This window comes from Streptomyces sp. NPDC033229 (assembly GCF_055576875.1).
Map to the genome: position 1 here is coordinate 68,183 of NZ_JBVIQR010000002.1, position 25,800 is coordinate 93,982.

The following is a 25,800-nucleotide window of genomic DNA, read 5'->3' on the forward strand; positions in this document are numbered from 1 at the left end:
GGCCGCGGCGGACGACTCCCCGACCGCAACGGATTTCACCCCGACCCCGCTCTTGTTTGACCCCCTCTCTCACCCTCTTTCGGTTCCCCGGCCGTTTTTGTTTTGGCTGAGCTCAGCCACCCCAAGCCCGTCCGGCGTTTGAGGACACCGCCGCGCAGCGGTGGTGCGGCAGGTGGGGCCTCAGCGGCGGGCCGCCACGAGCACCCGCTGCTCGGCGAGCGCCTTCCGGGTGGCGTAGAGGGTGATGGATGCCGCGGCCACCATGGCCACCAGGCCGAGGACGACCGTGCCGTCCCAGCCCCCCAGGCCATAAGCGGCAGCGCCCACCGTGCCGCCCAGCGAGCTGCCCAGGTAGTACGCCGTCTGATAGAGCGCCGACGCCTGCGCCCGGCCCGTCTTGGCCGCGCGGCTCACCGAGGACGAGGCCACCGCGTGGCCCGCGAAGAAACCCGCCGTGATGAGGACCAGGCCGAGCAGTACGGCCCCCAGCGACTCCGTCAGGGACAGCAGCAGTCCGGCCGTCGTCGTGCCCACCGCCAGATACAGCGCCCCCCGTCGGCCCAGCCGGCCGACGAGCTTTCCGGCCGCCGCCGAGGAGACGGTGCCCACCAGGTAGACCAGGAAGATCGAACCGACGACACCCTGCGGCAGCGAGAACGGCGCCTCGACCAGGCGGTAGCCGATGACCGTGTAGACCGCGCCGAAGACGGTCATGAACAGCGCGCCGATCGCGTACAGCCGGCGCAGCAGCGGGTCGGAGAGGTGACCGCCGACCGTACGGGCCAGGGCGCGCGGCGAGACGGTGGACGAGGTGAAGTGCCGGGCCTTCGGGATCAGCAGCCGGAAGACGACCGCGCACACCATGGCCATCAGCCCGACCGCGGCGAGCCCGGCCCGCCAGCCCCAGGCCTGGGCCACCCAGCCGGTGACGATCCGTCCGGACATGCCACCGATGGCGTTGCCCGCGACGAACAGTCCGATCGCGCCGACCAGCGCCTTCGGCCGCACCTCCTCCGCCAGGAACGCCATCGCCGAGGCGGGCAGTCCGGCCAGCGCCACGCCCTGCACGGCGCGCAGCGCGATCAGCCAGCCGAGGTCCGGGGCGAACGGCACGAGCAGCGACACGAGCGCGGCCACACAGAGCGCGGCCGTCATCATCGCGCGGCGCCCGAAGCGCTCGGAGAGCGCGCTCAGCGGGACGACGGCGACGGCGAGCGCGCCCGTCGCGGCGGACACGGTCCAGCTCGCCTGATCCGGCGTCACTCCGAGGTCGGCGGAGATCGCGGGCAGCAGGGCCTGCGTGGAGTAGAGGAGCGCGAAGGTGGCGACACCGGCGGCGAAGAGCGCGAAGCTCATCCGACGGTAGCCGGGCCCGCCGGGGGCCAGCTTGGTGTCGCAGGGCGAGGAGGGAGAGACAGGAGTCGGGGACGACGAGGCAGAGGCATCCGGACGCGTGATCACGTCGGATGCCCCGGTATCCGCAGGAGGCATGTACCGACCGTAGGCACGCACCGCTCATGCGTCCAATGCACAAAATCGCGATAATCGTTCCCATGCAGCATCAGCGCAGGTCAGCCAGGGCTCTGTCACCAAGTGGCAACACGGGAGTTACCAAGAATTTTGACATCCCGGTAACACCCGACACACCTGACATCGAGGTGGATTCCTGGGCGGTCACCCTCACCCCGCGCCTCGCGCAGTTCGTGGCCGTCGCCCGCCACGAGCACGTCACCCGGGCCGCGCAGCAGCTCGCCATGCCGCAGTCCACCCTCAGCCGGGCGATGGCCCGCCTCGAACACGACCTCGGCGTCGCGCTGTTCGCCCGGCACGGCCGCACCGTCTCCCTCACCGCCGCCGGCCGCGCCTTTCTCGTCTCCGTCGAGCGCGCCCTGTCGGAGGTCGACCGCGCCGCCGAATCCGTACGGGCCGACGCCGACCCGGCGGCCGGCAAGGTCGCCTTCGGCTTTCTGCACACCCTCGGCCCCGAGACCGTCCCCGGCCTCATCCGCGCCTTCCGCGTCGATCACCCGCGCGTACGGTTCCAGCTCGTCCAGAACTACGGCGAGGCCATGCTGGAACGGCTGCGCACCGGCGACCTCGACCTGTGTCTGACCTCGCCCGTGCCCGACGCCCCCGACCTGGTCGCCCGCCGCCTCGACGAGCAGAAGCTACGCCTCGTCGTCCCCGAGGACCACCCGCTGGCCGCCCGCAAGCGCGTCCGGCTCGCCGAGGCCGCCGCCGAACTCTTCGTCACCCTCGAACCCGGCTACGGCCTGCGCCGCATCACCGACGCGGTCTGCGCGGAGGCGGGGTTCACCCCGAAGGTCGCCTTCGAGGGCGAGGAGGCCGAGACGCTCCGCGGCCTGGTGGCCGCGGGCCTCGGCGTCGCGCTGCTGCCGCCCCCGGCCGTCCCCCGCCCCGGGGTCGTCGAGCTGACCGTCACCGCGCCGCGCGCCTTCCGTGAGATCGGCGTGGCCTGGCTCGACGGTCATCCCGACACCCCGCCGGTGGCGGCGTTCAAGAAGTTCCTGCTGTCCCGGCGGGGGCAGTTGCTGCACGGTTAGCGGACACAGCACGGTGACCCGGCCGGCGGATCTTCGGCCGCGGGCCGTCTTTGCCGCCTGCGGCGGCGGGCGCCCTGCGGGCGCGTCCTCAATCGCCGGACGGGCTGATATCGGCTGAGGCCAGCCATATCAAGCCCGTCCGGCGACCCCGGACACCGCCGCGCAGCGGTGGTGCGGATACGGTCCGCCGGACACGGCTAATGCCCCAAAGACTCCCCGAAGCCGGAGGCAAGCGGCATGCGCAACCCCAGCGGCGGCGGCGCCGCCAGCGCATCCGCCAGCGGCCGCGCGTAGTGGTGGCCGAACAGCGAACCCCGTACGAAGTCCGCCGCCAGGGCCAGCACTTCGGGCCGGTGCTGCCGGAGGCCGTGGCCGTCGGAGTGGACCTCGAACCGGCAGGTGTCGCGGTTGACCTTCTTGGCCCGCTCGGCGAGCCGGTAGGAGAGGTCGGGGTCGGTGCGCTCGTCGTCCGTGCCGTGCACGAGCAGTACCGTGCGGCCCGCGAGCTGCCGGACCGGGTCGGGGTCGATGACGGCCTCCGGCTCCGGCAGCCAGGGGGAGAGCGCCAGTACCGAGGTCACCGCCGCATGCCCGGCGGCGCTCAGGGCGGCGCGCGCCCCCATGCCCGTGCCGATCAGGACGACCGGCACATCGCCGTAGCGCCGCACGACCTCGTCCGCGGCCCACTCCGCGTCCCGCACCGGGTGGGCCGCGGCGCCGTTCCAGCCGCGGTAGCGATAGCGGACCACATGGGTGACCAGCCCTTCGCCCTCACCCGCCCGGGTCAGCCGACGAGCCAGCGGGCGCTGCGCGGCGAGCGTCAGGGGGGAGGGGCGCCGGGTCCCGGCGGCCCGGCCGCCGGGGAGCAACAGGGCCACACCGTGCACGGTGTGCCCGGCACCGAGCGGCTTTCCGAGGCGGACCGTTCTTTCCGGGTCCCGCTGCGGCAACGCTTGCTGAGCCATGGCAGAAACGATGGCAGAAGGCCGGGTGGTGTCCACCCCGCCGCCGGGTCACCTTTCCGTATCGTTCGCCGCCATCTACGCGCGTAGGGGCTAGAGTGCCGAGATGACGAGCGAGACCACCGCACACCCCACTCCCGATCAGATCCGTCGCGCGCCCAAGGTGCTGCTCCACGACCACCTGGACGGCGGCCTGCGCCCCGGTACCGTCGTCGATCTCGCTCGCGAGATCGGCTACACCAACCTCCCCGAGACCGACCCGGACAAGCTGGGTGTCTGGTTCCGCGAGGCGGCCGACTCCGGTTCGCTGGAGCGCTACCTGGAGACGTTCGCGCACACCTGTGCCGTCATGCAGACCCGTGAGGCCCTGGTCCGGGTGGCCGCCGAGTGCGCCGAGGACCTGGCCGAGGACGGCGTCGTCTACGCCGAGGTGCGCTACGCCCCCGAGCAGCACCTGGAGCGCGGGCTCACCCTCGAAGAGGTCGTCGAGGCCGTGAACGAGGGCTTCCGCGAGGGCGAGCGCCGGGCCAAGGCCAACGGTCACCGCATCCGCGTCGGCGCGCTGCTCACCGCCATGCGGCACGCCGCCCGTGCGCTGGAGATCGCCGAACTCGCCAACCGCTACCGCGACAGCGGCGTGGCCGGCTTCGACATCGCGGGCGCGGAGGCGGGCTTCCCGCCCACCCGCCACCTGGACGCGTTCGAGTACCTCAAGCGCGAGAACAACCACTTCACGATCCACGCGGGCGAGGCCTTCGGTCTGCCGTCCATCTGGCAGGCCCTGCAGTGGTGCGGCGCCGACCGGCTCGGCCACGGCGTGCGCATCATCGACGACATCGAGGTCGCGGAGGACGGCACGGTCACGCTCGGCCGGCTGGCGTCGTACGTCCGGGACAAGCGCATCCCGCTGGAGATGTGCCCCACCTCGAACCTCCAGACCGCCGCCGCGAGCTCGTACGAGGAGCACCCGATCGGCCTCCTGCGGAAGTTGCATTTCCGTCTGACGGTGAATACGGATAATCGTCTGATGAGCGGCACGAGCATGAGCGCCGAATTCGAGCACCTGGTCAAGGCGTTCGGCTATTCCCTCGACGACATGCAGTGGTTCACCGTCAACGCGATGAAGTCCGCGTTCATCCCATTCGATGAACGTCTGGCCATGATCAATGACGTGATCAAGCCGGGTTATGCCGAGCTGCGGTCGGAGTGGCTGTTCCGCCAGACGGCCGCCGCAACCGCTGTGACCAGCAATTCCGGCTCCACCGAGGGCTGACGGTCCATCAGCGTCGAATACAGTGAAAACGGCCGGGACTTCAATGTCCCGGCCGTGTCATTGTTTGCGGGCTCCCCGAACTCGTGACTAGGTTGCAGTGCCGCTCAAAATCCCCCCGTCACGAGGACAGATTTCTGATGAAGCAGGGAACCATCAAGACGCTCGGTGTCGCCGCCGTCGGTGCCGCCTTCGCCGTCACTGCGGCGGGCACCGCCTCCGCGGCCGGTACCGCCGGAACTCTCGAGTCGGTCAGCACCACCGCCCAGGGCGCCATGGCGGGCCTCCCCGTCGAGCAGGTCGCCAACCTGGCCCCGGCCGGGGGCCCGGTCGTCTCCGCCGTGAACCGGGCCATCGCCACCGGTGTCGTGACGAGCGCCGCCAAGGCCGTCGACACCGCGGCGGCCCCCCACCTCCTGCCGACCGACACCAAGGGCAACGGCGGTCTGCTCGGCGGCCTGCAGCCCGGCGCCCTCGCCGGCAACCTGCCCACCAAGGGCCTCCCGGTCGGTGGCCTCACCGGCTGACGCCCGTACCGCGCGACGAGCGGGCCGCGCACCCGTAAGGGGTGCGCGGCCCGCCGTGCGTGCGTGAAGGGGCGCCTAGGGTGTGTGTCCGGCGCTTGAGGACGCGCCCGCAGGGCGCCCGCCGCCGCAGGCGGCTACGACGGGCCCGCAGCCGAAGGCCCGTCGGACATACCCGAGGTCACCACGCCGTGGCCTCGCTGTGCGCCTTCTCGCTCGGCAGCAGCAGCCACAGCGCCAGATAGAGCACGAACTGGGGGCCGGGCAGCAGGCAGGAGACCAGGAAGATCACCCGCATCGTCGTCCGGGAGACGCCGAAGCGCTGGGCCAGACCCGCGCAGACACCGGCGATCATCCTGTTGTTCCGGGGGCGGACCAGCGGAGCGGACATGGTGGCGACTCCTCGTCGTCGGTGCGGCGACGCGATGGTCACGCGACGGCCGCGGGGGGTTTCCCTGATGACTCCACGCTACGACCGCGCACCGGGCAAAGCGTCGCTCTAAGGGGCGATACCGACCCTGGGGATCGTCGGGGTCATACCCTGAGTCACCTCATCCCGGCGGAGGGCTTTGCGGGGCCGCACCTCACCCCCGCGACGGAGCCGGGCCCGGACGGCGGGGACCACCGCGAGATGCGCGAGGGTCACCCCCATCACGTTCAGCAACAGCGCGTCCCCGTTCAGCACCTGGCCCACGACGCCGCTCTGCACCACCTGGAGCAGCAGCGCGATCATCGCGCTGGTGAACACCGTGCGGGTCAGCGAGCCCAGCGACGACACCGCCAGCCGGCCGCGGGCCCACGGCAGCAGCACGCCCAGCGGCGCGAACGTCAGCACCATCGCGCCGATCGCCCGGGTCGCGTCCCATGGCGCCAGCGCCAGGTCGGCGCGGATGGTGGCCAGCGGCTCGACCTGCGCGGCGGTCACCCACGGCGCGGTCAGCGGGCGCAGGGCCAGCCAGCCGACGACGAGAAGGTGGACGGCCAGAAGGACGCAGCCCGCGACGCGGTAGCGGTATCGGAGGGCGGTCGTACCGCCGTAACCATGACCCTGCACGCCCCACAGGACGCGGCGCGCGCCCCGCGCGGTTCCGCCGGTCGGCAACAGAGCGTCAACACCCCGGCGCTACGCCGCGGCGCCCCCTCGGACGACGGTGCCCCGCACGGTCTCCGGGCGGGTCCGGACCTCGTCGGTGCACGCGAAGCGCTTGGGGGCCTCGTCGCCCGGCCCGCCGAGGACGACGGCGGCCTTGCCGCCGGTCGCGGCGGTGCCCGTGAACGTGCACACCAGCTGCGCCACCGCGAGCGGCGGCAGCTCCTCCGGGGCGCGGCTCAGCCGCAGCGTCCCGGCCGGATCGTCCTTGCGCGGCCCGCTGACGGACAGCCGCAGCGGGACGTCCGTGGAGAACCCGGCGGCGGCTTCGGTGGACGAGGGGGCCCGGCGCAGCTCCTCCAGGAGCGCCTGTGCGACCGCCGGGGGGTCCTCCGGCGTGCGCTCGGGCAGTGTCATGCCCCGGGGCACCGGCAGCAGCTGCGAACCGCACACGAGCTGCACGGACATGGCGACGGTGCCCGCCGGCGGCAGGCTCTGCGCGCCGGAGCGCACGACACACGTCGCCCGCGAGGGCGCGCTGCCGGCGTCCACCGGCACGGCCGTGCCCCGGATCCCGCACCCGGCCAGGGCGCCCAGCCCGAGCGTCAGGGCGAGTGCCGGTCCGAGTGCCCGGGCGGCGGCCCGGGCCGCGGTCCTCGCGGTCACGGTCCTCATCGCGCGTTCCCCTCAGCCGTACCCGGCGACGAGCCGTCGCCGTCCGCCTCGCTCCCGTCCCCGTCGTCCGGCTCACTCTCCGTGGCCGTCCCCCGGGGGAGGGTGAGGGTGAAGACCGCGCCGCCGTCGGGCGAGTTGGCGGCGGTGATCTCGCCACCGTGGATATGGGCGTTCTCCAGGGCGATCGACAGCCCCAGACCGCTGCCCTCGGAGCGGGGGCGGGACGCGCTCGCCTTGTAGAAGCGGTCGAAGACGTGCGGCAGGACGTCCTCGGGGATGCCGGGGCCGTGGTCGCGCACCTCGATCACCAGGGAGTCGTCCACCGTCCGCACGGCCACCCGCACCGGCGAGCCGCCGTGCTTGAGGGCGTTGCCGATGAGGTTGGCGAGAATCACGTCGAGACGGCGCGGGTCGAGCAGCGCCATGATCCCGCGCTCGGCGTCCAGCTCGACCGCGTCCAGCCAGGCGCGGGCGTCGATGCAGGCGGTGACCTGGTCCGCGACGTCCACGTCGTCGAGCACCAGCCGGGCGGTGCCCGCGTCGAAGCGGGTGACCTCCATCAGATTCTCCACCAGGTCGTTCAGCCGCCTGGTCTCGCTCACCACGAGCTGCACCGCAGGCGCGATCATCGGGTCGAGGTTCTCCGCCTCGTCCTCCAGCACCTCGGTCACCGCGGTGATCGCCGTGAGCGGGGTCCGCAGCTCGTGCGACATGTCGGCGACGAAGCGCCGGCTCGCGGCCTCCCGGGCGCTCAGGTCCTCGACGCGTTTTTGCAGCGACTCCGCCGTCCTGTTGAACGTCCGCGACAGATCCGCCAGCTCGTCCGTGCCCGACACCTGGAGCCGGGTGTCCAGCTTGCCCTCGCCGAGCCGCCGCGCCGCGTCACCGAGCCGCTGCACGGGCCGCAGCACGGTCGAGGCGGCGGCCTGGGCGAGCAGGGCCGAGCCGATCAGGGCGAGGCCGGTGGCGATGCCCAGGGACCAGGCGAGGGAGTTGAGGTCCGCCCGCTCGTTGTCCAGGGACTTCAGCAGATAGCCGGTGGGCCCGCCGCCGATCACCTTGGCGCCGCCGACGAGATAGGGCTTGCCGTCGAGCGTGATCCGCTGCCAGTACAGGTGGTACGGGTAGCGGTTCGACTCGGTGACCGGCCGCTCGCGGTTCACGGCCTTGCGCAGCGACTCGGGCACGACCTCGAGCGCGAACAGGTCCCGGTCCGAGGGTGCCGCGCAACTGCCGCCGCCGGTGACCTTGTCGATCAGCAGCACCTCGTACTTCTGCGAGGTGGCGGCCATCCGGTCCGCGGCCTCCTGCAGCTCGGGGCAGGTCGGGGTCAGCGGCAGCGACCCCGTGTTGTCCTGGAGGGACTTGCGGAAGTCGTCCAGGGCGGCGTTCTGGGTGCGGGTGAGGACCGCGTCGCGGTTGAGCCAGTACGCGATGGCGGACGCGGACACCGCCGCGGCCAGCGAGACCAGCGCGAAGACGAGCATCAGCCGCAGCCGGAGGCTCACCCACCGCATGCTGAGCTGCACGACCCGCTTCGCCGCCGCCCAGCCCCGTACCCGACCGGGCTCTTGATTCACGGTGCGCTCTCTGTGCTGTTGTGGCGGGCCGAAGTGATCACTGCGGGGTGTCCAGGCGGTAGCCGACCCCGCGGACCGTACGGATCAGGGTCGGGGAGGACGGAACGTCCTCGACCTTGGCGCGCAGCCGCTGCACACAGGCGTCCACCAGCCGCGAGTCGCCGAGGTAGTCGTGCTCCCACACCAGCCGCAGCAACTGCTGCCGGGACAGCGCCTGCCCCGGCCGCCGGCTGAGCTCCAGCAGCAGCCGCAGCTCGGTCGGGGTGAGTTGCAGATCCTCGCCGTTCTTGGTGACGGTCATCGCGGAACGGTCGATGACCAGCGAGCCGAACGACGCCGAGTCGTTGGACTCCCGCTCGCCGCGGCGCAGCACCGCGCGGATCCGGGCGTCGAGCACCCGGCCCTGCACGGGCTTGACCACATAGTCGTCCGCCCCGGACTCCAGACCGACCACGACGTCGATGTCGTCGTTGCGCGCGGTCAGCAGAATGATCGGCAGCTGGTCGGTGCGCCGGATCCGGCGGCAGACCTCGAAACCGTCGATCCCGGGCAGCATGACGTCCAGCACGATCAGATCCGGCCGCTGCTCGCGCAGCAGCTTCAGGCCGTCCTCGCCGGTCGCCGCGGTCACCACTCGGTGACCTTGGCGGGACAGGGAGAACTCGAGGGCCGTGCGGATGGCGTCGTCGTCCTCGATCAGCAACAGGAAAGGCACGGTGGTCATTCTGGCCTAAGAGTGGCCCTCAGTTCGACAGACGGCGTCGTCCGGAGTGCGGCCGGAGCGGGTACGGAAGTGCGTCCGGAGTGCGTCCGGAGTGCTCAGTGCCCTGTTGCAGGGCTGTGACAGTCGGCGGACAACGCCATGAAACTGGCCCGGCAGGCTTTGGTTTCACCGAGCGGTACCAGGGCTCGGGACGCAATCGGACCGAGCTGGCTCCACCGACGGGGGGCGCGAGATGAACACACTGCACAGCACCACGACCAGCGCAGTCATTCGCACGCGCCTGCACGACGCCGGGCGGGGTTCGGAGAAGTCCGGTGCCGTGGGCGGACGGGGGTGCGCCCGCGGCACCGGACGTGGACGGTCGCAGGCCATGTACCTGGCGGCCATCGACGCGAGCGTGTACGGGGAGGCCGACCGGGGCACGGGGGGAAAGCCCGGGGGTTCGGGGGAACCCAGGGCCGAGTCCCGGACGGAGGCGGAGTTCACCGCCTACGTCCAGGAGCGCCGGGCCTCCCTGTACGCGACCGCCTATCACTTGACCGGTGACCGTTACGAGGCGGAGGACCTGCTCCAGAGCGCGCTGTTCTCCACCTACCGCGCCTGGGACCGGATCGCCGACAAGGCGGCGGTGGGCGGCTATCTGCGCCGCACCATGACCAATCTGCACATCAGCGCCTGGCGCCGGCGGAAGCTCAACGAGTACCCGACGGAGGAGCTGCCGGAGACGGTGGGCGACCAGGACGCGATGCGCGGCACCGAACTGCGCGCCGTGCTCTGGCAGGCGCTGGCCCGGCTGCCCGAACTCCAGCGCACGATGCTGGTGCTGCGCTACTACGAAGGCCGCACCGACCCGGAGATCGCGGACATCCTCGACATCAGCGTCGGCACGGTCAAGAGCAGCATCTGGCGCTCGCTGCGCCGGCTGCGCGAGGACGAGGTCATCGGCTCCGGCCGTGGCGCCGTCGAGTCCTTCGGCGAACTGGTGGCCTAGGGCTGATTTCAGCCCGTCCGGCGATTGAGGACGCGCCCGCAGGGCGCTCGCCGCCGCAGGCGGCAACGACGGCCTGCAGCCAGGGCCGGGGACCAACGGGGGAACCACGGGGGAGAGAGCGGGCGGACAGCCGGGGGGTCTGTCCTGCCCGCTCTCGCCGTTTCGTCGTCCTGCGGGGGCCCGCGCTTCGCCATCCTGCGGGGGCCCGCTCAGGGGGCCGGTCAAGCGGCGTCCGCGCAGGCTGCTCAGGCCGCTCAGGCCACCCGTACCGGGTCGGGCCCGGGTGCGCATGTCTCGCGCCGTCCGGCGGCCGCGGCGGCTATCCGGCCCATGGCCGCGTCCTTGTCGCAGGCGTACGCGCCGAGCGCCGTCTGCCGGGCCACGATGCCGCGCTCGGCGCGCATCAGCCGCAGACCGCGGCGCACGAGGTACGGGACGGGCTTACGGGCCTCCCGCAGGTCGCGCACCAGCCGGTGGCGGAAGGTCGTCGAGGGGCGGCCCCGCAGACACAGCGCGTCGGCGAGGACGCCCAGCTCCCGGCAGCGCTCGATGATGTCCGCGGCGAAGATGCCCTCCGCGATGAACAGCGAGGTGCGCCCGATGTCCAGCGTGCTCTCCCCGGTCCGCGAGCTGGTGGAGATGTCGTACAGCGGCACCGGCGTACGGGCCGTGCGGCACAGGGCGTCGATCGCGGCGACGGCCGCCTCCGCGTCCCACGACAGCGGCGAGTCCCAGTCGGCGCCGGACCCGTCCCCGAGCTGCGGCAGGGTCGGGTCGTCGCCCTCCTTGTAGAAGTCGTCGAGGTTGAGCACGGGCAGTCCCGTGCGGGCCGCGAGGGACGACTTTCCGGAACCAGAGGGTCCGGTCAGCAGGATGACGCGCGCTTCAGTCAGGTGGGGAGTCACGGGACACCAGTGTGAGGCATTGGGCCGCCTGGGGGATCCCCCCGGGTCGAAACGTGCGCGAAACGTCACTATTCCACTACGTTGCGTTGTCGTCCTCCGACTCACCCGACCTACCCGGCAGGTGGCCATGGCCTCGCACGCACGACACGCACGCTCCAAGTCTCCCCGTCCGGGGCTCCCGCGCGGCCTCGTGCGCGTCGGGGTGTCCGTATCGGCGGGAGCTGCGTTCGTCGCGGGCGGCGCGGCGAGCGCGAACGCCGCGCCCGCCAAGGACAGCGCCCAGCCGGTCGGCGTCTCGCTCGGCGAGATCTCGGCGGAGTCGGCCGGGACGGCCCTCGGCCAGTCGCTGTACCACTCCTCCGCGGGCGCCTTGGGCCCGCTCAAGGTGCTGCGGCTCAACCCGCTCGCCGGTACGGGCAGCGACCCGACGGACAACGCGGTCGGCACCCAGGTCGCCGACTTCCAGCCCGTGAGCACCGCGATGGTTACCGCGCCGCTCTCCCAGGGCGGCGCCCTGGAGCAATTGCCGCTGCTGAGCTACGCGGCGCAGTTCCTGCCCGGCTGACGGCCGGCTGACGGCCGTCTGCTGGCCGTCCGATGGCCGCGCGTGCGCGACGGCGGCGGCTCCCGGTCCGGGGAGCCGCCGTCGTCGTTCTGTGTGGCTGGCCTCAGCCACATCCAGCCCGTCCGGCGATTGAGGACGCGCCCGCAGGGCGCCTCGCCGCCGCAGGCGGCAAAACCGGGCCGGTGGTTAACGACCCGCCGGTCAGGCGAGCGGCAAAACCGGGCCGGTGGCCAATGAACCGCCGGTCAGGCGAGACGTGGGTCGGGCTATCAGTAGGCGGAGCCACCCGCGCCGAGCGAACCGGTCGGGTGCCAGACGGTCTTCGTCTCCAGGAACGCCGTCATCCGGTCAGTGCCGGGGTCGGCGGACCAGTCCACAGCCTGTGGACGGAGAACGCGCTTGAGGTTGTCCGCCGCGGCGATCTGGAGCTCCTTCGACAGCTCCGCGTCGGCACCGGCCAGGTCGATCGCGTTGACGTCCTGGTGCGCGGCGAGGGACGGGGAGACCTCCGCGGTCCTGCCGGACAGGATGTTGACCACACCGCCGGGCACATCGGAGGTGGCGAGCACCTCACCCAGCGACAGCGCCGGGAGCGGGGCCTTCTCGGAGGCGATGACCACGACCGTGTTGCCGACCGCGATCACCGGGGCGATCACGGACACCAGACCGAGGAAGGACGACTCCTGCGGCGCCAGGACGGCCACCACACCGGTCGGCTCCGGCGTCGAGAGGTTGAAGTACGGCCCCGCGACCGGGTTCGCGCCACCGACGATCTGCGCGATCTTGTCGGTCCAGCCCGCGTACCAGACCCAGCGGTCGATCGCCGCGTCCACCTGGGCCGCCGCCTTGGACTTCGAGAGCCCCTCGGCGTCGGCGACCTCCGCGACGAACTGCTCGCGGCGGCCCTCCAGCATCTCGGCCACGCGGTAGAGGATCTGGCCGCGGTTGTACGCGGTCGCGCCCGCCCAGCCGCCCGTCGCCTTGCGCGCCGCGACGACCGCGTCACGCGCGTCCTTGCGGGACGACAGCGGGGCGTTGGCGAGCCACTTGCCCTTTGAGTCCGTCACCTCGTACACCCGCCCGCTCTCGGACCGGGGGAACTTGCCCCCGACGAACAGCTTGTAGGTCTTGAAGACACTGAGTCGCTCAGACATCGAGGTAGGCCTCCAGACCGTGACGGCCACCCTCGCGGCCGAAGCCCGACTCCTTGTAGCCGCCGAAGGGCGAGGTCGGGTCGAACTTGTTGAACGTATTGGCCCAGACGACGCCCGCGCGCAGGCTGTTCGCCACCGACAGGATCCGCGAACCCTTCTCGGTCCAGATGCCCGCCGACAGCCCGTACTGCGAGTTGTTGGCCTTCGCGACGGCCTCGGCCGGGGTGCGGAAGGACAGCACCGACAGGACCGGGCCGAAGATCTCCTCGCGGGCGATGCGGTGCGCCTGCGTGACGTTCGTGAAGAGCGTCGGGGCGAACCAGTAACCCGCGGAGGGCAGCTCGCAGGACGGGGCCCAGCGCTCGGCGCCCTCGGCCTCGCCGCTGTCGGCGAGGGCCTTGATCCGGGCCAGCTGCTCGGCGGAGTTGATCGCACCGATGTCGGTGTTCTTGTCCAGCGGGTCGCCGAGGCGCAGCGTGGACAGCCGACGCTTGAGCGCGTCCAGCAGCTCGTCCTGGATGGACTCCTGCACCAGCAGCCGGGAGCCCGCGCAGCAGACCTGGCCCTGGTTGAAGAAGATGCCGTTGACAATGCCCTCGACGGCCTGGTCGATGGGCGCGTCGTCGAAGACGATGTTCGCGCCCTTGCCGCCCAGTTCCAGGGTCAGCTTCTTGTCCGTACCGGCGACGCTGCGCGCGATGGCCTTGCCGACGGCGGTGGAGCCGGTGAAGGCGACCTTGTCGACGCCCGGGTGCTCGACCAGCGCGGCGCCCGTGGAGCCGTCACCGGTGACGATGTTGACGACACCCTTGGGGAGACCGGCCTGGCGGCAGATGTCCGCGAAGAACAGCGCCGACAGCGGGGTGGTCTCGGCCGGCTTGAGGACGACCGTGTTGCCCGTGGCGAGCGCCGGGGCGATCTTCCAGGCCAGCATCAGCAGCGGGAAGTTCCACGGGATGACCTGGCCCGCGACGCCCAGCGCCTTCGGGTTCGGGCCGTAGCCGGCGTGGTCGAGCTTGTCGGCCCAGCCCGCGTAGTAGAAGAAGTGCGCGGCGACCAGCGGCAGGTCGGCGTCGCGCGTCTCACGGATCGGCTTGCCGTTGTCCAGGGTCTCCAGGACGGCCAGCTCGCGCGAGCGCTCCTGGATGATCCGGGCGATCCGGAACAGGTACTTGGCGCGCTCGGCGCCCGGCAGCGCCGACCACTTCTCGAACGCCTTGCGGGCGGCCTTGACCGCCGCGTCCACGTCCTCGGCCGAGCCCTGCGCGACCTCGGAGAGGACCTCCTCGGAGGAGGGGGAGAGGGTCTTGAAGACCTTGCCGTCCGAGGCGTCGCGGAACTCGCCGTCGATGAACAGCCCGTAGGACGGGGCGATGTCGACGACCGCGCGCGACTCCGGCGCGGGTGCGTATTCAAAGGCCATGATCAGTCCACCGTCACGTAGTCGGGACCGGAGTAGCGCCCGGTGCTCAGCTTCTGGCGCTGCATCAGCAGGTCGTTGAGGAGGCTGGAGGCGCCGAAGCGGAACCAGGTGTTGGTCAGCCACTCCTCACCGACGGTCTCGTTGACGAGGACCAGGAACTTCAGCGCGTCCTTCGTGGTGCGGATGCCGCCGGCCGGCTTCACGCCCACCTGGACGCCCGTGGTGGCGCGGAAGTCGCGGACCGCCTCCAGCATCAGCAGGGTGTTCGCCGGGGTGGCGTTCACCGCGACCTTGCCCGTCGAGGTCTTGATGAAGTCGGCGCCGGCCAGCATGCCGAGCCAGGAGGCGCGGCGGATGTTGTCGTACGTCGACAGCTCGCCGGTCTCGAAGATGACCTTGAGCCGGGCGGCGCTGCCGTCTTCCCGGCGGCAGGCTTCCTTGACGGCCTTGATCTCCTCGAACACGCTCAGATAGCGGCCGGAGAGGAAGGCGCCACGGTCGATCACCATGTCGATCTCGTCCGCGCCCGCCGCGACGGCGTCCCGGGTGTCGGCCAGCTTCACCGGCAGCGCGGCGCGGCCGGCCGGGAAGGCGGTGGCGACGGAGGCGACGTTGACGCCGGAGCCCTTGAGGGCCTCGGCGGCGGTGGCCGCCATGTCGGGATAGACGCAGATCGCCGCGACCTTGGGCGTGGTGCGGTCGGTCGGATCGGGGTTGACGCCCTTGGCGCACAACGCCCGGACCTTGCCCGGGGTGTCCGCGCCCTCGAGCGTCGTCAGGTCGATCATGGAGATCGCCAGGTCGATGGCGTACGCCTTCGCCGTCGTCTTGATCGAGCGGGTGCCGAGCATGGCGGCGCGGGCCTCGAGCCCGACCGTGTCGACACCCGGCAGGCCGTGCAGGAAGCGGCGCAGCGCACCGTCGGAGGCGGTCACGTCCGCCATCGACGCCAGTCGCTCGGCGGCTTCGTTGCCGTTTGAGGGAACAGTGGGCATGGTCACCGGATGAGCATATCTACGCGCGTAGCGCGTGTCACCCCCCAGGGTGGCGTCCCCTGCACCACACTGCCTCCTGCGGGCGTGGTGCACAATCGGCGGCATGACGAGCCCGGACGACTCATCCGCACCACGGCCCCCTGAGAACACACCGGACAAGGGGTACGCCGAGCGGTGCTACCGCTCCGCCGCAGGCATCGGCGGCGGCGTGCTGTTGCTTCTGATCGGCGCCTGGCTGGGCGGCGACGCGATCGTACGCGGCGCGGGACGCACTCCCTGGCTCACCCTGGCCGCGCTGCTGTGCGGGGTGCCCCTGGTGATCGCCTTCACACTGCGTCCCGCGGTGTGGGCGGGCGAGGACACCCTCCGGGTGCGCAACCCCTTCCGCACGATCACGCTGCCCTGGGCCAGCGTGGCCGGCGTCCGCGCCGGCTACTCCAGCGAGGTCCTGGCGGGCGGCGCCAAGTACCAGCTCTGGGCCATCCCCGTCTCCCTCCGCCAGCGCAAGTCCGCGGCGCGGCGGCAGGCACGGGCGGCTTCGGAGGACGTCACCGGCACGGTCCCGGTCGGGGTCTCCGGCTTCACCCGGGCCCCCGCGGACCAGGCGATCGACGACCTGCGCGAACTCGCGGAGCGGAACGCTTCGCGTCCGGGGGCGCAGGGGGAGCCGGAGGTGCGGTGGGCCTTCGAGCTGATCGTGCCGTCCGTGGTGGGGCTGGTGCTGCTCGTGGTGCTGTTCGCTGTCGCGTGACAGTCGCTTGCCGCGGGCTGTCCTTGCCGCTTGCCGCCTGCCGCGGGCTGTCCTTGCCCCTGCGGCGGCGGGCGCCCTGCGGGCGCGTCCTCAAACGCCGGACGGGCTTGATGTGGCTGGGCTCGGCCAACCAGCCCGTCCGGAGTTTGAGGACATAGCGCAGCAGCCCGTCCGGCGTTTGAGGACACCGCCGCGCAGCGGTGGTGCGGACGGGTCAGATACCCGCGGCCTTGGACAGGTCGGCCTTGATGGCGGCGAGGACCGTTTCGGCCTGGGTGCGGGCGGCGGTGAGGGCGCTCGCGTCGGTCACCGGGACGACGACCTCCAGATAGCACTTGATCTTGGGCTCGGTGCCGCTCGGGCGGACGATGACGCGCGCCGCGGAGACGGCGCCCGAGGCGTCACCCGCCAGGTGGTACCGCAGACCGTCGGTCGGCGGCAGCGACTCCGTACCCTCGGACAGGTCCTCCGCGGAGGAGACCCGGAGCCCCGCGAGAGTCGTCGGGGGCTGCTCGCGCAGCCGCCGCATGGCGTTCGCGATCAGCGACAGGTCCTCGACGCGCACCGACAGCTGGTCCGTGGCGTGCAGGCCGTGCTGGACGGCGAGGTCGTCCAGCAGGTCGGTGAGCGTGCGCCCGGCGGCCTTGAGCTCGGCGGCCAGCTCCGCGATCAGGAGGGCGGCGGTGATGCCGTCCTTGTCGCGGACACCCTCGGGGTCGACGCAGTAGCCCAGCGCCTCCTCGTAGGCGTAGCGCAGGCCGTCCACGCGGGCCAGCCACTTGAAGCCGGTGAGCGTCTCCTCGTACGCGGCGCCCGGCGCGGCGGCAGCGATCCGGGAGAGCAGCGAGGACGAGACGATCGTCGTGGCGAACGTCCCGGTCGCCTTCTTGTGCACCAGGTGCGTGGCCAGCAGCGCGCCCACCTCGTCGCCGCGCAGCATGCGCCAGCCCACGACGCTGTCCGGGTCGGGGACGGCGACGGCGCAGCGGTCCGCGTCCGGGTCGTTGGCGATGACGATGTCCGGCGCCGCCTCACGGGCGGTGGCGAACGCCAGATCCATCGCGCCCGGCTCCTCCGGGTTGGGGAAGGCGACGGTGGGGAAGTCGGGGTCCGGCTCGGCCTGCTCGGCGACCACGGTCGGCGCGGGGAACCCGGCGCGCGCGAAGGCGGCCGTCAGGGTGTCGTGGCCGACCCCGTGCATGGGCGTGTAGACCACGCGGACGTCACGCGGGGAGCCGGCGGTCAGGACGGCGTCGGTGCGCTCCAGGTAGGCCTCCACCACGGAGTCGCGCAGGGTCTCCCAGCCGGCGCTCGGGCGGGGCACGTCGTCGAGGTTCGCGATCGCGGCGATTTCCGCGGCGATCTCCCCGTCGGCGGGCGGCACGATCTGGGAGCCGTCGCCGAGGTAGACCTTGTAGCCGTTGTCACGCGGCGGGTTGTGGCTGGCGGTCACCTCGACACCGGCGACCGCGCCGAGGTGGCGGATCGCGAAGGCGAGCACGGGCGTGGGCAGCGGGCGCGGCAGCAGCGCGGCGCGCAGGCCCGCGCCGACCATGACGGCGGCCGTGTCGCGGGCGAAGTCGGCGCTCTTGTGGCGGGCGTCGTAGCCGATGACGACCACGCCGCCCGCGTGCCCCTGCTTCTTGAGGTACGCGGCGAGACCGGCGGCCGCGCGGATGACGACGGCGCGGTTCATGCGCATCGGCCCGGCACCGAGCTCACCGCGGAGACCGGCGGTGCCGAACTGGAGGGTGCCGCCGAATCGGGCGGTCAGCTCGGTCAGGTCCTCGGCGTCGATGAGCTTGGCCAGCTCGTCGCGGGTGTCGGGGTCGGGGTCCTCGGCCAGCCACGACTTGGCCAGCGTGATGAGGTCTCGCTCCACGGGTTCTCCTCCGGAGTGGTCAGGGGGTTCGAACTGGGGGTGCGGCGGCCGGTGCCGGTGCCTGGGCCGGGGCGGGTCGGGGGCGGTGCCGAGGTGCGCGAGCCCGGTGGGTGGGTCGGTGCCGGGGTGGGGCGGGCCCTACGGGGCTGCATGATTTTCGGGCCCGTTACCCGGTGTTGCATCGGTGCCCTGAGATTGGGCCCGCAAATCACGCGTTACGCCCCTTGCCGGGCCCACCCCACCCCGTCCCCTCCCGTATCCGCGCGGTGCCATCACGTCCGGGGTCCCCGTCCATCTCTCCCACCGGGGCGGAGGCGCCGCAGGCCTACGGACGTGAGGGCTCGGGACGCGCAGGTGGGTCGCGGGGCGTAAAGCGAAGCAGCCCCGCGGCCCACCGGAGCGGCACGGGCCCGACCAATGGCCGGGCCCGCACAAGGGCCGACGGCCCACATCCCACTACCGCCGAAGGCGGGACACGGCGCGGTACTGGGCCGACGGCGGAGTCTCACCAGCCCGCCGCAGGCGAACCGCCCGCCGCAGACGAAATGTCAGAGACGGTCCAGAACGCTGGCCAGCAGCGTCCCCATCCGCGCAGCGGAATCGCGACCCGCCTGCAGGACCTCTTCGTGGTTGAGCGGCTCGCCCGTCATGCCCGCGGCCAGGTTCGTGACCAGGGAGATGCCGAGGATCTCGGCGCCCGCCTCGCGGGCCGCGATGGCCTCGAGCGTGGTGGACATGCCGACCAGGTCGCCACCGATGGTGCGGACCATCTTGATCTCGGCCGGGGTCTCGTAGTGCGGGCCGGGGAGCTGGACGTAGACGCCCTCCTCGAGGGTCGCGTCCACCTCCTTGCACAGCGCGCGCAGCCGCGGGGAGTAGAGGTCGGTGAGGTCGACGAAGTTCGCGCCGACGATCGGCGAGGTCGCCGTGAGGTTGATGTGGTCGCTGATCAGCACCGGCTGGCCGGGGCGCATGCCCTCGCGGAGGCCACCGCAGCCGTTGGTCAGGACGATGGTCTTGGCGCCCGCGGCGACGGCCGTGCGGACACCGTGGGCGACGGCGGCGACGCCACGGCCCTCGTAGTAGTGCGTGCGGCCGAGGAAGACCAGGACGCGCTTGTCGTTGACCTTGTACGAGCGGATGGTGCCCGCGTGCCCGGCCACGGCCGGCGGCGGGAAGCCGGGCAGCTCGGTGACGGGGAACTCGGCCTCGGGGGTACCGAGTGCCTCGGTGGCGGGGAGCCAGCCGGAGCCCATGACCAGGGCGACGTCGTGGGTCTCGGCGCCCGTGAGCTCGCGCAGGCGGGCGGCGGCGGCGTCGGCCGCGGTGTACGGGTCGGCCTGGATGTCCGGAGTAACTGATGCGTTCACGCGGACGAGGGTAACCGCTAATGGCCTACGCGCGTAGATGTCTCTGGTGACGGTGTTCCGATTGTTGCCTTGTGGTTTTAGACGAGACCGATTTCTCATCGTTTCCCACCGTTCGGCCCTACCTGGTCAGCAGGGTCGTTTGCGTAGTTCCATCACATAGTCGTGAGGGGCGCCCGCCGACTCCGCGGCGTCGGCGATCTCACCGAGGTAGCGCGCGGAGGGCAGGCCCCCCTCGTAACCGTTCAGGACGTAGATCCAAGCCGGTTCCTCGCCGTCCAGGGTGTGGACCCGGACCCGCATCCGCCGGTAGATGTCGAGGCCGACACCCTCCCAACGGTCCATCGAGTCCTCGTCCATCGGGGCGATGTCGTAGAGGGCGACGAAGACCTGGGAGCGCGGTGCCTCGACGACCGTCGCGAGCGCCCCTTCCCAGCCCATCTGCTCGCCGCCGAAGGTCAGCCGCCAGTCGGCGAGCCAGCCCGTGCCGCGCAGCGGCGAGTGCGGTGCGCGGCGGGACATCAGCCGCGCGTCGAGGTTGCCGGCGTACGCGGCGTAGAGCGACATGGTTCTGAGGGTACGGGAGTGAGGCGGGACGGCATTTGGGGTGGCAGTCTCGAAGAGACGGTTCGCGCGGAACCTGCTGCCGAACCTCGTACGGATCCTCGGATGCCGCCCCGGACGGGATCGCCTGGATCACGGTGTATTACGTGCGAAATCGCGTATACGGGCCCCGGAAGGATTCGCTTTGATGGGTGCGGGACAATGGAATACGTGACTCGGATCGTGATCATCGGTGGCGGACCCGGCGGCTATGAGGCGGCGCTCGTCGCCGCGCAGCTCGGCGCGGAGGTGACCGTCGTCGACTGCGACGGTCTGGGCGGGGCGTCGGTGCTCACCGACTGCGTGCCCTCGAAGACTCTTATCGCGACGGCTGAGGTGATGACGACCTTCGACTCCTCCTACGAGGAGCTGGGGATCATCGTCGCCGACGACACGCCGCACCTGGAGCAGGCGGCGCGCGTGGTGGGCGTGGACCTGGGCAAGGTGAACCGGCGTGTGAAGCGCCTGGCGCTGGCCCAGTCGCACGACATCACCGCCTCGGTGACGCGGGCCGGTGGCCGGGTCATGCGCGGCCGCGGCCGCCTGGAGCCCAACCAGGCCCCGGACGGCTCGCGCAAGGTCGTCGTACGGGCCGCCGACGGCTCGGAGGAGACGCTCGTCGCGGACGCGGTGCTGATCGCCACGGGCGCGCACCCGCGGGAGATCCCGGACGCGCTGCCGGACGGCGAGCGGATCCTGAACTGGACCCAGGTGTACGACCTGGAGGAGCTGCCCGAAGAGCTGATCGTGGTCGGCTCGGGCGTCACCGGTGCCGAGTTCGCCGGCGCGTACCAGGCGCTCGGCTCGAAGGTCACCCTGGTGTCCTCGCGCGACCGGGTGCTGCCGGGTGAGGACCCGGACGCGGCCGCCGTGCTGGAGGACGTCTTCCGCCGCCGCGGCATGAACGTGATGTCGCGCTCCCGGGCCCAGTCCGCCAAACGGGTGGGCGACCGGGTCGAGGTGACGCTGGCGGACGGCCGGGTCATCACCGGTACGCACTGCCTGATGGCGGTCGGCTCGATTCCCAATACGGCCGGCATCGGCCTGGAGGAGTCCGGCGTCCGGCTCAAGGACTCGGGGCACGTCTGGACCGACAAGGTCTCGCGCACCAGCGCGCCCGGCGTCTACGCGGCCGGCGACTGCACGGGGGTCTTCGCACTGGCGTCGGTCGCCGCCATGCAGGGCCGGATCGCCATGTACCACTTCCTGGGCGACGCGGTCGCGCCGCTGAATCTCAAGGCTGTATCCGCGAACGTATTTACGGATCCGGAGATTGCCACGGTCGGCTATACGCAGGCCGATGTCGACGCCGGCCGCATTGACGCCCGGGTGGTGAAGCTGCCGCTGCTGCGCAATCCGCGGGCGAAGATGCAGGGCATCCGGGACGGTTTCGTCAAGATGTTCTGCCGTCCCGGCACGGGCATCGTGGTCGGCGGCGTCGTGGTCTCGCCCCGGGCCAGCGAGCTGATTCACCCCATTTCGATCGCGGTCGACAACAACCTGACCGTGGAACAGATCGCGAACGCGTTCACGGTGTACCCGTCGCTGTCCGGTTCGATCGCCGAGGTGGCCCGTCAGCTGCACACCCGCAAGACGCAGCGGGAGGGCTAGGGCGAGGGTCGGCGCGAGAGGTTCCCGCCCCCATGTGAGGGGAGGCGGGGCCTCTTCTTCCGGTTCCCCTATATCACTTGGCGGGTTGCGTAGCGGACAACTTCCGTTAATTGCTGCAACCTGCTGAAAACGGATGCGCGTTGGCGTTACTGTCGGTTTCGTGTTCGCTGCAGAACGTCGTCAATTGATCCTCGAAATGGTGCGCGCCAACGGAGCGGTTTCGCTCCGGGAGCTCGCCCGCGTCGTCCAGACCTCCGAAGTGACCGTGCGGCGCGACGTGCGGGCATTGGAGGCAGAAGGACTGCTCGACCGCCGGCACGGCGGTGCGGTACTGCCGGGTGGTTTCACCAGGGAGTCCGGCTTCCCGCAGAAATCCCATCTAGCGACCGCCGAGAAGACGGCTATCGCCGATCTCGCGGCGAGCTTCGTCGACGAGGGCGAGGCCGTCGTCGTCGGCGCCGGTACGACCACGCAGGAGCTGGCCCGCCGGCTCGCGCGGGTACCGGGTCTGACCGTGGTCACCAACTCCCTGCTCGTCGCGCAGGCGCTCGCGCACGCCAACCGGGTCGAGGTCGTCATGACCGGCGGCACCCTGCGCGGGTCCAACTACGCCCTGGTGGGCAGCGGGGCCGAGCAGTCCCTGCAGGGCCTGCGGGTGACCCGGGCGTTCCTGTCGGGGAGCGGACTGACCGCCGAGCGCGGCCTTTCCACGTCCAACATGCTCTCCGCGAGCGTGGACCGGGCGCTGGTGCAGGCCGCCGCGGAGGTCGTGGTGCTCGCGGACCACACGAAGCTGGGCACCGACACCATGTTCCAGACGGTGCCCACGGACGTCATCACCAGACTCGTGACCGACGAGCCGCCCGGTCACGACGACCGTGCCGCGACGGAGCTCCAGGCGCTCGCCGATCAAGGCGTGCACATCTCGGTCGCCGGGCCCGGCGCGGGGTCGGGCTCGGGACCGGGCGGAGTGGCCGGAGGTGAGGCCCAGGCCTCCCGCCGCCGCGAGGTGCGCGACGTGCCGCCCCTGCCGGGGCAGCGCCGCAGCATTCCGCTGGGGCCCGGCCAGAACCCCGGACCGGGTCAGGGCGGCCCGCCGGGCGCGCCCCAGCTCCGCAGCGCGTCCGGCATGGGCGACCAGCCCACGGCCCGGGTGGCGGACCTGGCACCGCGGCGGCGCTGACCCAGGCCCCGCCCGCCGCCCTCAGCCCCGTCCGGGGTCCGAGGGCGCCTTGAGACCGGTGAGCGTCAACATCAGCAGGCGGTCGGCCAACTCCGGATCGTCCGGAGACTGTTCGACCGCCAGGGAAATGGCGTTCGTCAGCTGCATCAGATCGACGATGTCCACATCCGATCGGACCGCCCCGGCCCGCTGAGCGCGGGCGAGCAGCGTGCTGCCCGCCTCCCGCATCGGCAGGCTGCACCGCGACAGGGCGGACGCCTCGTCGCTCTGCGCGGCCATCAGGGCCCGCGACAGCCCCCGGTAGGTGCTGGCGTGGGCCACGATGGCCCGCAGCCAGTCCACGAGCGCCCGGCACGGCTCGGGTGCCGCCAGCAGCTCCCGCGAGCGGGTGAGGAGGGCGTCGACCTCGCTCTGGAAGACCGCGCTCATCAGGGCCGTGCGGTTGGGGAAGTGCCGGTAGAGCGTCCCGATGCCGACGCCGGCCTGCCGGGCGATGTCCTCGAGGGAGGCGTCCGTGCCGTGCCGGGTGAAGGCGGTGCGGGCTTCGACGAGCAGCCGCTCGTAGTTGCGCCGCGCGTCCGCGCGCATGGGTCGTGGTGACGTCTGCGCCGTATCGGTCGCCATTTTGCGTCGTCCTCCCGCTCGGTGCGCTCACATGGCCGCGTACGGTCGTGGTCCTCGCGGGTCCAAGGATGCCAGTTGCCCTCCCGGCGGGTGTGTGGGCTACTGCCGGTGGCCGGTGGCCGGTGGCCGGTGGCCGGTGGCCGGTGGCCGGTGGCCGGTGGCCGGTGGCCGGTGGCCGGTGCCCGGCGGCCCGGCGATGGCGTGAGCCGTGCAGCGCGGCCGGCGGCCGGTGTGAGCCTGCGGCTCGGTGGTGTCCTCAAGCGCCGGACGGGCTGGAATGCGCGGCTCGGGCTGTCCTCAATCGCCGGACGGGCTTCAACTCTCGACCGTCGGGCGGGCCGGCACGTGGCGGGCCGGTGGTGTCCTCAAGCGCCGGACCGGCTGGAACCCGACCGTCGGGCGGGCCGGCACGTGCGGGCCCGTGGTGTCCTCAATCGCCGGACGGGCTGGAAGGTGCGCAGCCCAAACCGCGGGCCCCGGCCGGATCGTTCCGGTCGGGGCCCGCGGTCAGCGCTGAGGCGGGTCAGTCCTTGATCTCGCAGATGACCGCGCCGGAGGAGACCGAGGCGCCGACCTCCGCGGTGATGCCCTTGACCGTGCCCGCGCGGTGCGCGTTCAGCGGCTGCTCCATCTTCATGGCCTCCAGGACCACGATCAGATCGCCTGCGGCCACTTCCTGCCCCTCTTCGACCGCGACCTTCACGATCGTGCCCTGCATCGGGGACGCGAGCGCGTCACCGGAGGCCGCCGAGCCGGCCTTCTTGGCCGCGCGGCGCTTCGGCTTCGCGCCGCCCGCGGCGGCGGTGCGGGCGATGGTCATGCCGAGCGAGGAGGGCAGGGAGACCTCCAGGCGCTTGCCGCCGACCTCGACGACCACGGTCTCGCGGCCCGCGGTCTCCTCGTCCTCGTCCGCCACCGCGCCGGTGAAGGCGGGGATGGTGTTCTCGAACTCGGTCTCGATCCAGCGGGTGTGGACCTTGAACGGGTCCGCGGTGAACGCCGGGTCGGTGACGACCGCCTGGTGGAAGGGGATCGCCGTGGCCATGCCCTCGACGGTGAACTCGCCCAGGGCCCGTGCCGCGCGCTGGAGCGCCTGCTCACGCGTGGCGCCCGTGACGATGAGCTTGGCGAGGAGGGAGTCCCACGCCGGACCGATGACGGAGCCGCTCTCGACGCCGGCGTCCAGGCGCACGCCCGGACCCGACGGCGGGTCGAAGCGGGTCACCGTGCCGGGGGCGGGAAGGAAGTTCCGGCCCGGGTCCTCGCCGTTGATGCGGAACTCGAACGAGTGACCGCGCATCGGCGGGTCGTCGTAGCCGAGCTCCTCGCCGTCGGCGATCCGGAACATCTCGCGGACCAGGTCGATGCCGGTGACCTCTTCGGTGACCGGGTGCTCGACCTGGAGCCGGGTGTTGACCTCCAGGAAGGAGATCGTGCCGTCCTGACCCACGAGGAACTCGCACGTGCCCGCGCCCTCGTAGCGGGCCTCGCGCAGGATGGCCTTGGAGGCGCGGTAGAGCTCCGCGTTCTGCTCCGGGGTGAGGAAGGGGGCCGGAGCCTCTTCCACGAGCTTCTGGTGGCGGCGCTGGAGCGAGCAGTCGCGGGTGGAGACCACCACGACGTTGCCGTGCTTGTCGGCCAGGCACTGCGTCTCGACGTGACGCGGCCGGTCCAGGTAGCGCTCCACGAAGCACTCGCCGCGGCCGAAGGCGGCGACGGCCTCGCGGACGGCGGAGTCGTACAACTCCGGTACTTCTTCGAGGGTGCGGGCGACCTTCAGGCCGCGACCGCCACCACCGAAGGCGGCCTTGATGGCGATCGGCATGCCGTGTTCCTCGGCGAACGCGACGACCTCGTCCGCCCCGGAGACCGGGTCGGGGGTGCCGGCGACGAGCGGGGCACCGGCCCGCTGCGCGATATGACGGGCCGCCACCTTGTCACCGAGGTCGCGGATGGCCTGCGGGGGCGGGCCGATCCAGGTCAGGCCGGCGTCGAGGACGGCCTGAGCGAATTCGGCGTTCTCGGACAGAAATCCGTATCCGGGGTGGATGGCGTCCGCGCCCGATTCGGCTGCCGCGGCAAGCACCTTGGCCACGTCGAGGTAGCTCGTCGCCGGGGTGTCACCGCCCAGCGCGTAGGCCTCGTCGGCCGCGCGGACATGCAACGCGTCACGGTCCGGGTCGGCATAGACCGCCACGCTCGCGATCCCGGCATCCCGGCACGCACGAGCAACGCGGACAGCGATTTCGCCACGGTTGGCGATGAGCACCTTGCGCACGATGGCTCCCTCCTTGAAACAAGGTGAGTTTAGGTACTGGCAACACTCTGTGCCGACCCGACTTCCAGGGTGACCTTGC

At 71.9% G+C, this 25,800-nt stretch carries 24 protein-coding genes; 8 read left to right on the plus strand and 16 right to left on the minus strand.

Annotated features, from left to right (window positions below; all coding sequences use genetic code 11):
• Positions 1 to 180: 180 nt before the first annotated feature.
• Positions 181 to 1,491 (minus strand): MFS transporter, encoded by a 1,311-nt coding sequence (locus ACZ53N_RS02195; RefSeq protein WP_469139077.1) that lies wholly within the window; start codon positions 1,489 to 1,491, stop codon positions 181 to 183.
• A gap of 62 nt (positions 1,492 to 1,553) precedes the next feature.
• On the opposite strand from ACZ53N_RS02195, the gene ACZ53N_RS02200 reads away from it, so the two are divergent.
• Positions 1,554 to 2,564, plus strand: a complete 1,011-nt coding sequence (locus tag ACZ53N_RS02200) for a LysR family transcriptional regulator (protein ID WP_207303964.1) — start codon at positions 1,554 to 1,556, stop codon at positions 2,562 to 2,564.
• A 197-nt stretch (positions 2,565 to 2,761) separates the two neighbouring features.
• Here ACZ53N_RS02200 and ACZ53N_RS02205 read toward each other — a convergent pair whose 3' ends face one another.
• Positions 2,762 to 3,529, minus strand: coding sequence for an alpha/beta hydrolase (locus tag ACZ53N_RS02205; protein WP_469139078.1), 768 nt, complete (start codon positions 3,527 to 3,529; stop codon positions 2,762 to 2,764).
• Positions 3,530 to 3,632: 103 nt separating this feature from the next.
• On the opposite strand from ACZ53N_RS02205, the gene ACZ53N_RS02210 reads away from it, so the two are divergent.
• Both ACZ53N_RS02210 and ACZ53N_RS02215 read left to right on the plus strand, forming a co-directional pair.
• Positions 3,633 to 4,799 carry an adenosine deaminase gene (locus tag ACZ53N_RS02210; protein ID WP_469139079.1) on the plus strand — a complete coding sequence of 389 codons (1,167 nt, stop codon included), beginning with the start codon at positions 3,633 to 3,635 and terminating at the stop codon, positions 4,797 to 4,799.
• 137 nt (positions 4,800 to 4,936) lie between these two features.
• Entirely contained in the window at positions 4,937 to 5,323 is a 387-nt protein-coding gene (locus tag ACZ53N_RS02215) for an ATP-binding protein (protein ID WP_356457913.1), read from the plus strand.
• Between the two features lie 178 nt (positions 5,324 to 5,501).
• Here the strand turns inward: ACZ53N_RS02215 and ACZ53N_RS02220 are convergent, their stop codons facing one another.
• The 5 genes from ACZ53N_RS02220 to afsQ1 all read right to left on the minus strand — a co-directional run bounded on the left by ACZ53N_RS02220 (position 5,502) and on the right by afsQ1 (position 9,380).
• A complete protein-coding gene (locus ACZ53N_RS02220; protein WP_130879562.1) occupies positions 5,502 to 5,711 on the minus strand; it encodes a PspC domain-containing protein in 210 nt (69 codons plus the stop codon).
• Positions 5,712 to 5,819: 108 nt separating this feature from the next.
• Positions 5,820 to 6,374, minus strand: coding sequence for a VanZ family protein (locus ACZ53N_RS02225; protein ID WP_469139366.1), 555 nt, complete (start codon positions 6,372 to 6,374; stop codon positions 5,820 to 5,822).
• A 69-nt stretch (positions 6,375 to 6,443) separates the two neighbouring features.
• Complete coding sequence (locus ACZ53N_RS02230) at positions 6,444 to 7,085, minus strand: hypothetical protein (protein WP_469139080.1); 642 nt, start codon at positions 7,083 to 7,085, stop codon at positions 6,444 to 6,446.
• The gene (locus ACZ53N_RS02235) at positions 7,082 to 8,602 is read right to left on the minus strand and encodes an ATP-binding protein (RefSeq protein ID WP_469139367.1); all 1,521 of its coding nucleotides are present in this window, start codon (positions 8,600 to 8,602) and stop codon (positions 7,082 to 7,084) included. The genes ACZ53N_RS02230 and ACZ53N_RS02235 overlap by 4 nt, the downstream gene beginning before the upstream one ends.
• Before the next feature lie 100 nt (positions 8,603 to 8,702).
• A complete protein-coding gene (gene afsQ1, locus ACZ53N_RS02240) occupies positions 8,703 to 9,380 on the minus strand; it encodes a response regulator (protein ID WP_207303965.1) in 678 nt (225 codons plus the stop codon).
• 241 nt (positions 9,381 to 9,621) lie between these two features.
• Between afsQ1 and ACZ53N_RS02245 the strand changes: the two genes are divergently transcribed.
• Positions 9,622 to 10,380, plus strand: coding sequence for a SigE family RNA polymerase sigma factor (locus tag ACZ53N_RS02245; RefSeq protein ID WP_469139081.1), 759 nt, complete (start codon positions 9,622 to 9,624; stop codon positions 10,378 to 10,380).
• A gap of 254 nt (positions 10,381 to 10,634) precedes the next feature.
• Here the strand turns inward: ACZ53N_RS02245 and ACZ53N_RS02250 are convergent, their stop codons facing one another.
• Positions 10,635 to 11,285 (minus strand): ATP-binding protein, encoded by a 651-nt coding sequence (locus ACZ53N_RS02250; protein WP_469139082.1) that lies wholly within the window; start codon positions 11,283 to 11,285, stop codon positions 10,635 to 10,637.
• A 127-nt stretch (positions 11,286 to 11,412) separates the two neighbouring features.
• On the opposite strand from ACZ53N_RS02250, the gene ACZ53N_RS02255 reads away from it, so the two are divergent.
• Positions 11,413 to 11,850 carry a hypothetical protein gene (locus ACZ53N_RS02255; protein WP_469139083.1) on the plus strand — a complete coding sequence of 146 codons (438 nt, stop codon included), beginning with the start codon at positions 11,413 to 11,415 and terminating at the stop codon, positions 11,848 to 11,850.
• Positions 11,851 to 12,119: 269 nt separating this feature from the next.
• Here the strand turns inward: ACZ53N_RS02255 and ACZ53N_RS02260 are convergent, their stop codons facing one another.
• The 3 genes from ACZ53N_RS02260 to deoC are packed head-to-tail and all read right to left on the minus strand — an operon-like array spanning position 12,120 to position 15,422.
• Positions 12,120 to 13,004, minus strand: a complete 885-nt coding sequence (locus ACZ53N_RS02260) for an aldehyde dehydrogenase family protein (RefSeq protein ID WP_469139084.1) — start codon at positions 13,002 to 13,004, stop codon at positions 12,120 to 12,122.
• Positions 12,997 to 14,433, minus strand: coding sequence for an aldehyde dehydrogenase family protein (locus ACZ53N_RS02265; RefSeq protein WP_469139368.1), 1,437 nt, complete (start codon positions 14,431 to 14,433; stop codon positions 12,997 to 12,999). The genes ACZ53N_RS02260 and ACZ53N_RS02265 overlap by 8 nt, the downstream gene beginning before the upstream one ends.
• Positions 14,430 to 15,422: a deoxyribose-phosphate aldolase gene (deoC, locus tag ACZ53N_RS02270; RefSeq protein WP_469139369.1), complete on the minus strand. Its 993-nt coding sequence runs from the start codon at positions 15,420 to 15,422 to the stop codon at positions 14,430 to 14,432. The genes ACZ53N_RS02265 and deoC overlap by 4 nt, the downstream gene beginning before the upstream one ends.
• Positions 15,423 to 15,525: 103 nt before the next feature.
• Here deoC and ACZ53N_RS02275 point away from each other — a divergent pair, with 103 nt between their 5' ends.
• The gene (locus ACZ53N_RS02275) at positions 15,526 to 16,173 is read left to right on the plus strand and encodes a PH domain-containing protein (protein WP_469139085.1); all 648 of its coding nucleotides are present in this window, start codon (positions 15,526 to 15,528) and stop codon (positions 16,171 to 16,173) included.
• Between the two features lie 214 nt (positions 16,174 to 16,387).
• Here the strand turns inward: ACZ53N_RS02275 and ACZ53N_RS02280 are convergent, their stop codons facing one another.
• The 3 genes from ACZ53N_RS02280 to ACZ53N_RS02290 all read right to left on the minus strand — a co-directional run bounded on the left by ACZ53N_RS02280 (position 16,388) and on the right by ACZ53N_RS02290 (position 19,989).
• Positions 16,388 to 18,055, minus strand: a complete 1,668-nt coding sequence (locus ACZ53N_RS02280) for a phospho-sugar mutase (RefSeq protein ID WP_469139086.1) — start codon at positions 18,053 to 18,055, stop codon at positions 16,388 to 16,390.
• Positions 18,056 to 18,603: 548 nt separating this feature from the next.
• Positions 18,604 to 19,425: a purine-nucleoside phosphorylase gene (locus ACZ53N_RS02285; RefSeq protein WP_130879573.1), complete on the minus strand. Its 822-nt coding sequence runs from the start codon at positions 19,423 to 19,425 to the stop codon at positions 18,604 to 18,606.
• A 126-nt stretch (positions 19,426 to 19,551) separates the two neighbouring features.
• Positions 19,552 to 19,989: a gamma-glutamylcyclotransferase family protein gene (locus ACZ53N_RS02290; RefSeq protein WP_130879574.1), complete on the minus strand. Its 438-nt coding sequence runs from the start codon at positions 19,987 to 19,989 to the stop codon at positions 19,552 to 19,554.
• A 198-nt stretch (positions 19,990 to 20,187) separates the two neighbouring features.
• Here ACZ53N_RS02290 and ACZ53N_RS02295 point away from each other — a divergent pair, with 198 nt between their 5' ends.
• Both ACZ53N_RS02295 and ACZ53N_RS02300 read left to right on the plus strand, forming a co-directional pair.
• On the plus strand, positions 20,188 to 21,636 hold the full coding sequence (locus ACZ53N_RS02295) for an NAD(P)H-quinone dehydrogenase (protein WP_362220168.1): 1,449 nt from the start codon (positions 20,188 to 20,190) through the stop codon (positions 21,634 to 21,636).
• Between the two features lie 196 nt (positions 21,637 to 21,832).
• Positions 21,833 to 22,819 (plus strand): DeoR/GlpR family DNA-binding transcription regulator, encoded by a 987-nt coding sequence (locus ACZ53N_RS02300; RefSeq protein WP_469139370.1) that lies wholly within the window; start codon positions 21,833 to 21,835, stop codon positions 22,817 to 22,819.
• A 21-nt stretch (positions 22,820 to 22,840) separates the two neighbouring features.
• Here the strand turns inward: ACZ53N_RS02300 and ACZ53N_RS02305 are convergent, their stop codons facing one another.
• Together ACZ53N_RS02305 and ACZ53N_RS02310 are read right to left on the minus strand one after the other, a co-directional pair.
• Positions 22,841 to 23,443 (minus strand): TetR/AcrR family transcriptional regulator, encoded by a 603-nt coding sequence (locus tag ACZ53N_RS02305; RefSeq protein ID WP_469139087.1) that lies wholly within the window; start codon positions 23,441 to 23,443, stop codon positions 22,841 to 22,843.
• Between the two features lie 523 nt (positions 23,444 to 23,966).
• Positions 23,967 to 25,721, minus strand: a complete 1,755-nt coding sequence (locus tag ACZ53N_RS02310) for an acetyl/propionyl/methylcrotonyl-CoA carboxylase subunit alpha (protein ID WP_469139088.1) — start codon at positions 25,719 to 25,721, stop codon at positions 23,967 to 23,969.
• Between the last annotated feature and the right edge of the window lie 79 nt (positions 25,722 to 25,800).